At 36.3% G+C, this 13166-nt stretch carries 10 protein-coding genes and 1 other RNA gene; 6 read left to right on the forward strand and 5 right to left on the reverse strand.

Annotated features, from left to right (window positions below; translation table 11 throughout):
• Positions 1 to 136: 136 nt before the first annotated feature.
• Positions 137 to 1357: an ATP-grasp domain-containing protein gene (locus FG383_RS19855; RefSeq protein ID WP_185908022.1), complete on the reverse strand. Its 1221-nt coding sequence runs from the start codon at positions 1355 to 1357 to the stop codon at positions 137 to 139.
• A gap of 164 nt (positions 1358 to 1521) precedes the next feature.
• On the opposite strand from FG383_RS19855, the gene FG383_RS19860 reads away from it, so the two are divergent.
• Both FG383_RS19860 and FG383_RS19865 read left to right on the forward strand, forming a co-directional pair.
• Positions 1522 to 2901 carry a Mur ligase family protein gene (locus FG383_RS19860; RefSeq protein ID WP_142609321.1) on the forward strand — a complete coding sequence of 460 codons (1380 nt, stop codon included), beginning with the start codon at positions 1522 to 1524 and terminating at the stop codon, positions 2899 to 2901.
• A 154-nt stretch (positions 2902 to 3055) separates the two neighbouring features.
• A complete protein-coding gene (locus FG383_RS19865) occupies positions 3056 to 4450 on the forward strand; it encodes a UDP-N-acetylmuramoyl-tripeptide--D-alanyl-D-alanine ligase (protein WP_142609323.1) in 1395 nt (464 codons plus the stop codon).
• Positions 4451 to 4668: 218 nt separating this feature from the next.
• On the opposite strand, the gene FG383_RS19870 is transcribed toward FG383_RS19865, so the two are convergent.
• Positions 4669 to 5598: a C40 family peptidase gene (locus tag FG383_RS19870; RefSeq protein ID WP_142609325.1), complete on the reverse strand. Its 930-nt coding sequence runs from the start codon at positions 5596 to 5598 to the stop codon at positions 4669 to 4671.
• A 544-nt stretch (positions 5599 to 6142) separates the two neighbouring features.
• Between FG383_RS19870 and FG383_RS21695 the strand changes: the two genes are divergently transcribed.
• The 4 genes from FG383_RS21695 to ssrS all read left to right on the forward strand — a co-directional run bounded on the left by FG383_RS21695 (position 6143) and on the right by ssrS (position 9270).
• Complete coding sequence (locus FG383_RS21695) at positions 6143 to 7597, forward strand: hypothetical protein (protein ID WP_425467672.1); 1455 nt, start codon at positions 6143 to 6145, stop codon at positions 7595 to 7597.
• Positions 7598 to 7731: 134 nt separating this feature from the next.
• Positions 7732 to 8418 (forward strand): YqjF family protein, encoded by a 687-nt coding sequence (locus FG383_RS19885; protein WP_185908023.1) that lies wholly within the window; start codon positions 7732 to 7734, stop codon positions 8416 to 8418.
• 67 nt (positions 8419 to 8485) lie between these two features.
• Entirely contained in the window at positions 8486 to 9007 is a 522-nt protein-coding gene (locus FG383_RS19890; protein ID WP_142609329.1) for a YhcN/YlaJ family sporulation lipoprotein, read from the forward strand.
• 67 nt (positions 9008 to 9074) lie between these two features.
• Positions 9075 to 9270, forward strand: a non-coding RNA gene (gene ssrS / locus FG383_RS19895) — 6S RNA.
• A gap of 216 nt (positions 9271 to 9486) precedes the next feature.
• Here the strand turns inward: ssrS and FG383_RS19900 are convergent.
• From FG383_RS19900 to FG383_RS19910, 3 genes are read right to left on the reverse strand one after another with little or no spacing between them, the layout of a single operon-like run.
• Entirely contained in the window at positions 9487 to 10551 is a 1065-nt protein-coding gene (locus FG383_RS19900; RefSeq protein WP_142609331.1) for a tartrate dehydrogenase, read from the reverse strand.
• A 36-nt stretch (positions 10552 to 10587) separates the two neighbouring features.
• Entirely contained in the window at positions 10588 to 11637 is a 1050-nt protein-coding gene (locus FG383_RS19905) for an NAD(P)-dependent alcohol dehydrogenase (protein WP_246097072.1), read from the reverse strand.
• 6 nt (positions 11638 to 11643) lie between these two features.
• Positions 11644 to 12693 carry a zinc-dependent alcohol dehydrogenase gene (locus tag FG383_RS19910; RefSeq protein WP_142609333.1) on the reverse strand — a complete coding sequence of 350 codons (1050 nt, stop codon included), beginning with the start codon at positions 12691 to 12693 and terminating at the stop codon, positions 11644 to 11646.
• Positions 12694 to 13166: the final 473 nt, after the last annotated feature.

Below are 13166 nucleotides of genomic sequence, written 5' to 3' on the forward strand. Positions count from 1 at the left end.
TATTTTACTCATAATGATTTCTCCCGTTCAAAGTTCGTAAATTCTAGTATAACGGGGTTTTGAAAAAGAAAAAACCCCGAATAGCTACACTTTTTCTAAAGTGTCTACTATTCGGGGTTCAGTTCAGTTCTTAGTTTTACTCCTCTTTTAAATGAAAAGTGATTTCCGACGCCGCGGTATTTGCGTGGGTTTTCGCTTCTTCTAAACTACTACCGGTTGCAATTACATAAGCGTATCTATGACCCATAGATAAGGGAGGGATTAAAAGAGTTCCTATTCTAGGCTTCACGTAAACTTCTACGACCCCAGGAAATTTTTTAGCTCTTCCTTTTCCAGTCACTTTTTCTAATATTCCTTTCTTTGTGGAAACAACGTATTTGGTAAATACATACTTCTTATGTTTCGGTACTAACGCTGGGCTTTTTCCTAAAAATAATTTCAAGGTCTCTTCCACTAAACTAAATCCGAATGCCGCTTGAATCATTTTGTTCATGGCACCCCCAGAAATTCTTGGGTTAATCTCGATTAGTTTCCAACCATTGGTAGACAAGCGGATTTCTAAATGTAAAGCTCCATTTTCAATACCGAGTTCTGTAATAATAGACTGAAGAACCTGTTCAATTCCTGTTCTAATCCTTACAGGAACATTTGCAAGCACTCCATAACCCGTAATAATAAAACGCTTGTTTTTGGTGATTTCTTGTTCGATTACTCCTACAATACGTGCTTTATGCTTATGCACGAGTGCCTCAACCAAATATTGCTCACCTTCTATATATTCTTCTATCATAATGGAATTATCTGGGCTCTTATTTCGAAGACTTTCAATATGCTTTTCTAATTGCTCTTTTCCTGTAGCTAACAGTACGTCTTTAGATCCGGTTGATTTTGGGGATTTTACAATAATAGGAAAATTGAGCTGTTTACATATTGTATCAGTAGGAATTGACTCGTCCGGCTTGATCAAGAAAAACTTAGGAGTATAAGGTTGATCTTTTAAAGACAAACGTGTTTTCTCTTTATTTTCCATTATTTCAATGGCTGAAGACAAAAGGTAATTGTGACAAAATTCATCACAAAGAATGGATGCGGTATGAACAAAAGGATCAACAAAACTAACGATGGTTTTTATATCCACACCTTTTGTTTGTAACTTGGAAATTTCTTCTCTCATATTATCTAGATTGTTAGTGTTTACAGAAACCATTTTATGAACATCTGTGTACTCCTCTCTTTGTTGGATTTGCTTTTCGTTACTTGTGAAAAGGATGGTAAAGTACCCCATATGCTCAGCTGCTTTAATCGCTTCCCTGCTGGATCCCGATTTATTTGTACTTATAAAAATAATTGCTTTCAAACGATTCACTCCCCCCTATAAACACTGATTAATATGTTTCTTTCTATATGTATGACATTTTCTAGCTTTGGAATAGTTATGTATCACGCAATTAAGTTCCATTTATACAGTCAACTACAGTAAAAAAACATATTATGTATTAAGAAAGGAGTGTGAAAACTAAAATGAAACCTCATCCAGTCAGCTTTATAAGAACAATCATATCTGGTGAGTTAGTGCAAGGATCAGATGAAGTAACAGTACATTATGGAGCATACCGTTTAAAACAAATTAAGAGGGAAAATACTATCCTTTTTACAGATAAGAGAATTATAGATTGGAGAAGTCTAAAGAAATTTTTCCCTTTAGTGCTTGCAACAGAATGGAAATATAATAAAGATGAAATTCCTGAGAATGTAACTGTAATCCAAGTAACGAATGCGGACGAAGCATATTGGAAATTTGTTCGCTACTACCGCAGTAAATTTCAAATCCCTGTCGTAGCGATTACAGGAACGTCAGGAAAAACAACAACAAAGGAAATGATCAAGCATATTCTCTCAGCAGATAGAATAGTTACCGCCACAAGTCTTACAAGTAACTCTAGAACGGCAAATTTGCAATATCTATTGAACATAGATGAGGAAACCGATGCTGCTGTTTTTGAAACGGCTGTTGGTGCACCAGGGGATGTACTAAATGCAGGAGAATATTTCAAACCTACAATCGGAATCATTACAAACATCGGAGCACATCACCTCAATTATTGTAAAACGCTAGAAGGCTATATTGAGGCAAAAGGTGAAATGGTTAAAATCATTAATCCGACAGGAGTATTAATCATTAATAGGGACGATAGTAATACAAGTAAAATTGATTTGGAAAGTTTTCGAGGAAAGATTATAAAAATTGGAACCCATAGTACTTGTCATTTTCGAGCTCGTAATATTCAGTACGCTCAAGACGGCATGCAATTCAGTATAAAGCATAAGAAGAGAAACTATCAAATGTATGTACCAGGGTTCGGAGTTCATCAAGTTTATAATGCGCTTGCAGCTATAGCGGCTGTTTATGAAATGGGAGTGACTATCCCGGAGGCTGCTCATCACTTGAAAACATTTCGGAAATTTAATAAGCAACTTCAAGTGGTGGATGGTATAAACGACTCTGTAATTATTGATGATACATGGAGTATTACAACGACTTCATTGGAAGCAGCATTAAAAGTATTAAATGAAGTTGGAAAAGACAAAAAAAAGATAGCAATCATAGGTACAATTACTGATTTAGGTTCTTGGGGCTATACTATTCATGAGCAAGCCGGAGAGTTAATTTATCAGATAGGAGTGGATGTACTCATCACGATAGGGGAGCATGCGAGCATCATGGCAGACCATGCAGTAAAAAGGGGTTTAACCTCACCGGTTTATACATTCAGGAATGAAGTCCTCGTTTTAAATCTGTTAAATAAAATTGTAGACGCCAATACAATTGTTCTGATCAAGGGAGATATGTATAGCCAACCTATAATTGAATTAGCTTCAAAATTACGGAAGAAGAAATAATTTACCCTTGCACAAACTACTAGTTCAATTGATAAGGAAACTCCACTATATTGGTGAAAAATAAATTTAAAAAGATGGACAAACACTGTGCACGTTCCATACCTAATCATCAAAAAACAGATTTCATATTATAAAGAGGGAAGGAGGAGTACTATTGAAACCTTTACGCGTTAAAGAAATCCGAAATTTACTACAAGGGGAATTATTAAGTGGTTCCGAGCTTTGGAATGTAAGTAATGCTATTTACTATAATCGGCATGAACTAACAAAGCGAAATTCGCTCATGTTTGTAAGTAGAAGTGATTCTATTAACTGGCAAGAAATTAATAATAAGGGACCTTCTCTTGTGATTTCAGATAAGCCTTCCTCAGAATTGAAAGATGCTCTGTCGGATACAACAGTCATAAGAGTAAGAAGTCTTGTGCAAGCTTATTGGAAATTCATGGATTACTATAGAGGTCTTTTTCAAATACCAGTCGTTGCAATAACAGGGACATGTGGTAAAACTACAACGAAAGAAATGATCAAACATGTTTTAAGTAAAGATTGGAATGTCCAAGCATCCATTAGCAGTAAAAATGAACCGCGTCAATCTCTTCCTTATTTGATGGGCATTGCTGAAAATACAAATGCCGCGGTTTTTGAACTTGGGTTGGGGAATACAGGTAATATAAAACATCAGTGCATGATTTATCAGCCTACAATCGGAATTATTACAACTATCGGCGTCCATCATTTAGATGGTTGCGGAAATCTGGAAGGATATATAAGAGCGAAATCAGAAATAGTGGATGGTATAAAGCGAAACGGCACGTTAATACTAAATGCCGATGATTTGAATACAAAAAAAGTTCCTTTGCAGTCGTTTAAAGGAAAAATAGTTTATTTTGGGGTAAGTGAGGAGTCTAATATTAGAGCTTCTAATATTAGATTCGCAAAAAGTGGAATGGATTTTCAAATTCATATTTCGAATAAAAAATATAATGCTTTTATACCGGGTTACGGTGAACATCAAGTATATAACGCACTTGCTGCAATCGCAGCTGTAAATGAAATGGGTATGGATATAAATGAAGCCATTTCACGTTTAGCGACCTATAAAAATATGACAAGACACCTAGAGTTTTCAAATGGAATAGGTGGAAGTACAATTATAGATGATACTTGGACAAATAATCCTACATCTGTGGAAGCTGCATTAAAGGTGTTAGATTCCATTGGGCAGGGGAAAAATGTCATCCTTGTACTCGGCGATATTAAGCGATTAGGGAATTTTGAAAAGAAATATCACCGCGAGATTGGAAGTATGGTTGCGAAAAGAAACATTCATACGCTGATTACAATAGGGAGCAAAGCAGAAGAAATAGCAAATCAAGCAAAGAAAGATGGGACAGAGGCAAAAGTCCATATTTTTAAAGATGTCACTGGTGTCATCGATGTTTTAAAGCCCATGCTTGACGGAAATTCCATTTTGTTGATAAAAGGCCCAATGTCGAGCCGATCAATGATTGACTTTGCCAATAGTTTGAAAGAAAATAAAAAAAAATAGTAGAGTGATTAAAAAAGAAGCATTCGCACAAATATGCCTGGAATGCTTCTTTTGTTTTCGCTTAGGAATTGATGAAAATCTAGAGACGGCCATAAGAACACCGAAAAAGAGGGAAGAGAAGTGGTAGATCCCTTCTCTTCCCTCTTAAATATTTGCCGGTAATAGTTTGGTCGATGTGCTGTCCAAAGCAAGATTGAAACAATGTAGACAAGATACACTTAAAGAACGCGTTTTGCCGTTATATAATGCTGATTATAATAATCAACAAATAGCACTCTTGTTAGAACACCGTTTGAATTTGGAATAATGATACGATGATCTCCTGCGTATATTGCTACCATAGTTGGTGTTTTAGATCCTTTGGTACTGTTAAAGAAAACCAAATCACCTTTCTTTAAGTTGGAGCGGGAAATGGTTGTCCCTTTCTTCATTAGTTCTTTCATATTTGTTGTACCTAATTTAACGCCATTAGTTTTGTACACATAGTCCACAAATCCAGTAGCAGTAAAACGTAATTGCGCTGCATTATTGACATTACCCATTTTCACTTTCCCTTTTAAACTAATCGTTTTTGCAACAATATTATCCCCTTTAGTGGCAGGATTTGCAGGAAGTAGAGTAGGTAAAACTCTTCTTGCTGTTATATAGTTATCTTTATAATAGGGCTTACTATTTAAGTCTGAAATAACAATATTTTGTTTTGGATCTGCCATGTGAATGACTTTATTGTCCCCTATATACATGGCAACGTGATTTGGAACTTTACCACCTCTACTATCGAAGAATAGTAAATCCCCTTTTTGTAGTTGATTCTTAGCTACAGGAGTTCCTTGCTTCATCATATAATCTTCATTATACGTTCCAAGATCTACTCCATTTTTCTCGAAAATGTACATTAGAAAAGTTGCACATGAAAATTTATAAGGGAATGTATCCTTGTAAACCGAATTACTATAAGTAGCCTTGCCTATTAAACTTTTGGCAGTTTGAATTAATTGGTTGGCCTTTACTTCGACTGCTTGTTGGTTATTTTGACTATTAATGGTTGCAGCTGAGGCCTCTATTGGATGAACGACAGTAGGGGATACCCCTAATGCACTAAAACCGATTACGACTGATAATGTAGTTGTGACGAATTTTTTTTTCATCATGTACCTCCTGTTTTTTATATTGGTGGCTCGCACTGCACTGATTTTAGCATGTGAAAGTATAGCTACTTTAAGGTAGATTATTCCACTAGACAATGAGACATGGAGTAAAGCCTTGCTACTAAAAGGCTCGCTAAGGAATTTTACAGTTTGATTACAAATGTTTCAATCGAGTAAAGAATGAGTGTGAAAATAAAGCCTGTATTCAAATAAACATATCAATTTCTTAACTTCATAAAGAGTTTCAGGTAATCACAAAATTGTGGAATTAGACCGACCTGACACGCTTGATCCGACAGATGAAACATGTGTAATCATTCGCCCTTTGGCTTAAACCCAACTATGGTAAGTACGATTATTTGTACCGTTACTTCTAAAAAAAAAGACACTATCCTTCGAAATTTCGGAAGTAAATTCACTTTTAGATGAAAATAATCGAACCGCAAAATTAGGTGCTTATCTAGTCATTGAAGCAATTACTTCATTTTTAAACTAATATGCCACATCTACTCATTTCTGCGCATATGATGTTGGGAAGGGGTGTATGATGAACGATTATATAAATATGTTTAAGCAATTTTTACCGCAAACTGCAACGGTTTTGGAATTGCAACAGCCTGAAAAGAAAGTGGCGGTGCTAGTAGCGGATATCGACGGGGACCATGTGGATGAGTTGATCGGGGCGTTTCGGTATCAAGGGAAAAACTATATTTTGGTCCTAAAAAACGTAAATAATCAGTGGCAGCCATTAATTATGATAAGTGGAAGTGGATATGGGATTACGAATTTATTGGCTGTACCACTCACAGACACTGGTGTAAATACGGTGATTATTGGCTGGCAACAAGGTAGCATAATATCCCACTTAAATTTACTGCAATGGACAACTAATGGATTTGTCTGGTTACCTACAAACGATATCGTATACAGTAAGTTGGAAGCGGAAGATATGAACAAAGACGGGAAGTATGAACTTGCAATTTGGACACATGATACTGGTGAAGCATATAAGGTAGATGTTTATCGTTTGGATAAAACTGGACTTGTTCAGGCGAAAGATGTCTATCCTTATTACTTTAAAAAAGTAGCAGCATACTATGAAAATTTATTGAAAACAAATGATTTCTCTTATTATTGGTACTACTTAGCAGATGCACAAATGAAAGCCGGAGACTTGGATCAAGCATTAATTTCCATTGATAAAGCCCTAACTTTCTCTTCTCCTTACCCATCAAAAGAAGTGCTTACAGAAAAAAGACAAGAAATCTTAAATCATCAAGGGACAACAAATCCACATAACCAAGTGGTAATTAATTGGGCGATGGGGGATGTAACAGGTGATGGCGTTCGGGATACTGTCTATCTCACTGGAGAAAAGACCGAGGGAAGTCCATTTTGGAAAAATATTACGCTAGTAATTTTGAATGGAAAAACGAATATGTATGAAAGGATCTCTTTAAAAGAAAATATGGGATATAATCCAACCATTTTTCTTGGTGATTTTACAGGGGATCGTGTAGATGATATACAAATAGTGATAGATACCGGCGGAAGTGGCGGTACGATTTATTCATATGTTTTTGCCTTTTTAGAAGGAAAAATGAAACCAATATTTGATACAGATGTATATAATGAGTATTCGAAATATGAAGTGCATTATCAGGACCATTATAAAGCAACGGTGACTAGCTCGAATCCCAAAAAGGAATACACATTGGATTTAACATATAAAGGGGAAGAGTATTTATCGGAAATTTATAATCCGGATGGTACGCTAAAAAGCCCGATAGAAGGATGGGTAGATCCAATTAGCGGTTTGTATCCGATTGACTATGCAAGAGACGGTACGTATGAGCTTCTTTCCTATCAAGAAGTTGCGGGTAGATATCACGCGGATGGATTAGGATTTGTGCAAAATGAATGGAAATGGAATGGGCGAGAATTTGTAATTGATCGACAAAGTGTATCTATTTTCGGTAAGGATTTAAATGCTAGTTAAATAAGTTATTGAGAAAATAGCCCCTTTTCTTGGAAGGGGTTTTTTGGGTTTTTATTAAAAATAAACTTCTTTCGTTTGAAAGAGCGGTAATGGGGGACAATAAGCTTATTATCTTAAAAGAAAGGAACTACTTTATGTGGAAAAAACCGTGGATGATGACGCAGGAATGGCATCATGTATTATTTCTTCATTGGTCTGTGTCTCCTGAAGAAATACGCAAATACATTCCTGCCGAGTTGGAACTCAACTTATATAAAGGCAAAGCATGGATTGGCTTCGTATTTTTTCAAGTGAAAGAGAATCGCCCCAGATTTATGCCGTGTCTACCTGGGTTACAATCTTTTTTAGAACTTAATGTTCGTACATATGTTACTTACAAAGGAAAAGCCGGTGCCTACTTTTTCAGTTTAGATGCGAATAATCCTTTCATTGTAAAACTAGCGACTTTCGGTAAATTTTTACCATATCGTAACGCAGAAATAAATTTTAAAAAGCATAAAAAAACATTTTCAATCCATAGCAAATGTGAATATGAAAATGAAAGTCTCCTCACTACATTTGAGCCAGTAGCAAGGCCTTTGGAAAGTACTCAGCTTAATACATGGCTAACGGAACGATATTGCTTATGGACGAAAACGAATGGACAGCTATTTCGGGTTGATATAAGCCATTCACCTTGGCGTTTACAAAATGCAACTGGCATAGTTTATGAAAATACAATGACGTCTTTTTTAAAGGGCAATTACAAAGAAGAACGTCCGCTTGCCCATTATTCTAGGCTAAAAAAAGCGAGACTTTACCCTCCAGTTTTAGAAAACTAAAATGAATAAATTGTAAAAAATAAACTCATACTATCCTCGAGTGTTAGATTTTAAAGGAGGATTCAAGATGAATAAATTGCTACAAATTTCTATGATCATGCTTCTTGTCGGATCATTAGCAGCGTGTGGAACAAATAAAAAAGACGATGATGTGGCAGATAACAGTGCGGCTACAACGGATAATGCAACTGATACGAACATCGATACAGACACAAATACCGTTGAAACGAACACTGATGACGCAAATGGTAACGAAAGTCATAAAGTAGAACTAGCCGATGATGTTGCTGACAAAATCACAGGAATGGAAGAAGTAGAAAGTGTGAATGTATTTGTAACGGATAACAACGCATATGTTGCTGTTGACCTGAAAGAAGGGGTAGACGCGAGCGAAGAATTGGAAAATAAAGTTGCAGATGAAGCTAGAGCGACAAACGCAAACTTTAACAATGTATACGTGACAACGAATCCGGACTTCACGAAACAATTCAATGAATACGGCGAAAAAATCAGAGCAAATGAACCGGTGGAAGGGTTTTTTGAAGAGTTTACGGATACGGTACAAAGAGTATTCCCAGATGCACACTAAATAAATATCCATACTCTGTGGCAATCATTTCCGTTGATTTTAATTTAAAATAGGTATACTATATAAATACGAGCTGCATTGTACGTATGGATATTAAGTTTTAACCTTTATGCTGTAACAGGGAGTTTTATATAGAAGCTGGAATGACAAGCCTTATTCTCTTTTGACAATAAGGACATGCAAGATAGCTTTTGCGAACACCCACTTTGAGGAGTGGTGGTTTAAAACTTTCTTATTTAAAGTACGGCAAAGGCGGCTTATTTAAAAAGCTTATGATAGCAAGGTTTATAGAGCACTCCTTCCAGAAATGGTTGGGGTGTTTTTTTGAGGGGGAAGATCTATATGATTTTTCTTGATATAAGTCGAACATTCCTGACTATCCAGTAACGAGCTAGAAGTAAAAAATTGTCGAAAAGTTATTCTTCGACAATTTTTTATATATTACAGTATGCAGAGTATAGAAATAAACAGTTATCAACTTACTCTAATTTAGTTTTCAAATATTGAATGATTGTATGGGTGACTTCTTTTGTAGTAGCTTGACCTTTTAAATCACGCGTTTTGATGCCTTGGACTAAGCTATATTCTATTGCTTCAAGTAAATGATCACCTAGTCTAGCATATCCTAAATAATCTAACATTAGTTTTCCGGTCCAAATTTGGCCTAATGGATTAGCAACTCCTAAACCTGCGATATCAGGAGCAGAACCATGCACAGGCTCAAACATGGAAGGGAACTCATTACTTACGTTAAGATTAGCTGCTGGTGCAATGCCGATACTTCCCATAATTGCTCCACCAATATCTGTCAAAATGTCACCGAACAAATTGGAAGCTACGATTACATCAAACTCGGAAGGCTTCATAATCATATAAGCTGCCATAGCATCGATATGGACACTGTTTTGATCTAGAGATGGATAATCAGCTACGACATCATGGAAAACATCATCCCAAAAAGGCATACTATGAGAAAGGCCGTTTGATTTTGTTGCGCTCGTCACTTTTTTACTTCTTTGATTTGATAAATCACATGCATAACGCATTGCTCTTTCTGTGCCTTTCCGAGTGAAAATAGCATTTTGAATGGCAATTTCATCCGCATCTGAGTGAATTCTACCACCGCTATCTGAGTATTCCCCTTCAGAATTTTCACGTACAACCATAATATCGAATTCTCCAGGATTTTTTAATGGTGAATCAAGTCCTTTTAATAGTTTTGCAGGTCGGATATTAATAGTTTGTTTAAGACCTCTTCTAATTTTTATGAGCAATCCCCATAGTGAAATATGATCAGGAACTAGTTCAGGCATACCTACTGACCCTAGAAAAATTTGGTCGAAATTTTTTAAAATTTCGAGACCGTTTTCAGGCATCATCTCGCCATTTTCTAAATAGTAATCACAGCCCCAAGGTAGTATTTCCCATTCGAATTTTAAATTACCATCTAATTCCGCTAAAGTATCCAGTACTCGCATTGCTTCAGGCACTACTTCTTTTCCAATACCATCTCCTGGTATTGTAGCAATTTTATAAGTTTTCATCTAAAAACCTCTTCCTTTTAATGGAGATTGTTATTTTCATAATGAATGCCCATCTTTAGGTAGATGAGGGTATACAATAACCTTTATCGTATCTAACTGCGTTTCACAAGCCTTTTCCATCGCATCACTAATATCATCCAGAACATAAGTAGATGTAATAATATTCCCAATAACATCTTTTAACTCAGTCAATATGTTTATGGCTAACGGAAATGTATTGGCATATCTATAAACAGTTAACAAATCGATTTCCTTTTGTAACATAGTCGTTAAATCTAACGTAACGTTTTGTTGGTGTGGAAACCCAATGCTAACTAATTTACCCCCTTTTTTAAGAGAGTTAATAGCTGCGGCTAGCGCTTGTTCTGCTCCCGAAGTTTCAAGTACTAAATCAAAATAGTGTTCTGCTATTTCTTGTTTTGCTACTTCGATCGTTTGAGTAGCCCCCAAACTTTTTGCTACTTCCAGTTTATGTTTGACAATATCTGTTACTGCTATTTCTTCTGCATTAAAATAACTTGTCGCTGCAACTGCCATTAGCCCAACTGGTCCCATACCCATTATTAAGACTTTCATTCCAGGTTTTAAGTTTGCACGATTTAAGGCATGAATACCTACAGAGAGGGGTTCAGCTAAAGTAGCCTCTTCAAAAGTTAAAGAATCGGGTATCAAAAATACATAATCTTCTGGATGGCTAATATATTGGCGCAACGCTCCTTTATAAGGAGGGGTAGATAAAAATATTACTTTATCACAAAGGTTATATTTCCCACTTCTGCATTTTTCGCATATTCGACATGGAACACCTGGTTCCACAGCGACTCTATCACCAATCGAAAACTTAGTTACATCGCTACCAATTTTGACAATAGTTCCTGCACATTCATGACCTTGAATATGGGGGTATTGTACGGTTCTTTTTCCGATATGCCCATGTTTATAATAATGAATATCAGATCCGCAAACACCAACGGCATTTATCTTTATTAATACTTCATTAGGAGAGATAGAAGGGATTTCTTCATAACCGACTTCCACTTTAGATATTTCTACTAAATTTGCGACTTTCATTTCTAATGTGTTCAATTCGTATCACCCCAATATTGGTTGATTTTCATATTTAAGTAGAACTTTACCGCATTTTTTATCTTCACATAGTTGGAATGCAGAATCCCATTCTTCTAAAAGCATCGTATGCGTAATAATTGGTTTCAAATTAATTTTATTTTGCTCGTATAATTTTATTACTCTTTCCCATGTTTCATAGGAATGTGCGAGAGATCCATATACTTGTAATTGTTTGTATAAGATAACATCGTAATCCATCGTAAAGGGTTGGCCTGCTATCCCGACTTGGATATGTTTTCCCCGATTTTTTAGTTGTTTAAAGCATTCATTGATCGCGACAGGTACACCCGTGCAATCTACCGTAATGTCTACTCCTAAACCATTTGTTTCTAATGCAACAATCTCTGATAAATTTTCTTGTTGAACATTAATAACTCTATCTGCGCCTAATTCCTGGGCAATTTCTAAACGTTGCACATCAACATCTGTACCTGTAACAAGTATCTTGCAACCCTTCAAAGCTAATAAAGACAGACAAATAAGCCCAATTGGACCAGGTCCTGATAATAAGACTACATCACCGCTCTTAATATCTGTTAGTTCTTCAATTGCTTGGACACCGCAAGCTAAAGGCTCCGCTAATGCCCCTTCTTGAAGAGATACATGGTCAGGTAATTTATAGACAACATGTTCTTCTATTGTTAAATATTTGGTAAAACTCCCATTTACGCCATGTCCCATGCCACGGCGGTGTTCACAAAACATATAGTAACCCGTTTTACAATGAATACATGTTCCACAAGTACGCTGAGTGGATCCTAATACTGCAACGCGATCACCAACAGTCACATTAGTTACATCGACACCAGTTTCAACAACTACACCCGAACATTCATGACCTAAAACGACTGGTGGGTAGCTTTTAAATGTATCATGAAATATATGTAAATCTGTTCCACAAATTCCGGTGTAAGCTACTTCTATTTTCACTTGGTCAGCTTTACATACAGGTTCTTCAATGGTTACAATTTCAATATTCCCAACACCTGGTTTTGTTTTTTGTAGCGCTTTCATATATATCCACTCCTCTTAAAATGTTTTTTAATCCTTTAGGAAGTTATAAGTAGATGGTATGCCGCTATTTGGAGATACTGCGACGTAGTGAGTTGAAAATGAGTGTCCGCTGGGCGGACGCTTTCCGTGGGGTGAGCGATGAGCCTTCACCGCCGCGCCTGCGCGCGTCCGTTGTGAAGTCTCATTTTGCTCACTTGATCCCACTGGAGTCGCCTCCCAGCAGCGAAAATCCATGGGGATTGCTTGCTAATTTTGCGTCTACTGTTATCAGAGCTTTAAATTGATCAGATTCCCTACGCAATATTTATTAAAGCTAATTAGAAAATGCTTTCTCCAAATAAGTAGAGCATTTACTTAGGATATAGTTCGTTTCATCCAACTATTTATTGGTATGACACCTCGTATTCATCGTCGTCTCACTCCAAGTAAACTTGTTATTTTAAGAATTGGTTGCTTTAACTAGCAATTTGGTT

It is taken from the genome of Psychrobacillus soli (assembly GCF_006861775.1).
GTDB classification, from domain to species: Bacteria; Bacillota; Bacilli; order Bacillales_A; family Planococcaceae; genus Psychrobacillus; species Psychrobacillus soli.

What these genes read in the sequence shown, in the direction of transcription:
- FG383_RS19860 (WP_142609321.1), top strand. Translation starts at nt 1,522, where the DNA reads ATGAAACCTCATCCAGTCAGCTTTATAAGAACAATCATATCTGGTGAG.
- FG383_RS19890 (WP_142609329.1), top strand. Translation starts at nt 8,486, where the DNA reads ATGAATAAATTGCTACAAATTTCTATGATCATGCTTCTTGTCGGATCA.
- FG383_RS19910 (WP_142609333.1), bottom strand. Translation starts at nt 12,693, where the DNA reads ATGAAAGCGCTACAAAAAACAAAACCAGGTGTTGGGAATATTGAAATT.
- FG383_RS19885 (WP_185908023.1), top strand. Translation starts at nt 7,732, where the DNA reads ATGTGGAAAAAACCGTGGATGATGACGCAGGAATGGCATCATGTATTA.
- FG383_RS19870 (WP_142609325.1), bottom strand. Translation starts at nt 5,598, where the DNA reads ATGAAAAAAAAATTCGTCACAACTACATTATCAGTCGTAATCGGTTTT.
- FG383_RS19900 (WP_142609331.1), bottom strand. Translation starts at nt 10,551, where the DNA reads ATGAAAACTTATAAAATTGCTACAATACCAGGAGATGGTATTGGAAAA.
- FG383_RS21695 (WP_425467672.1), top strand. Translation starts at nt 6,143, where the DNA reads ATGATGAACGATTATATAAATATGTTTAAGCAATTTTTACCGCAAACT.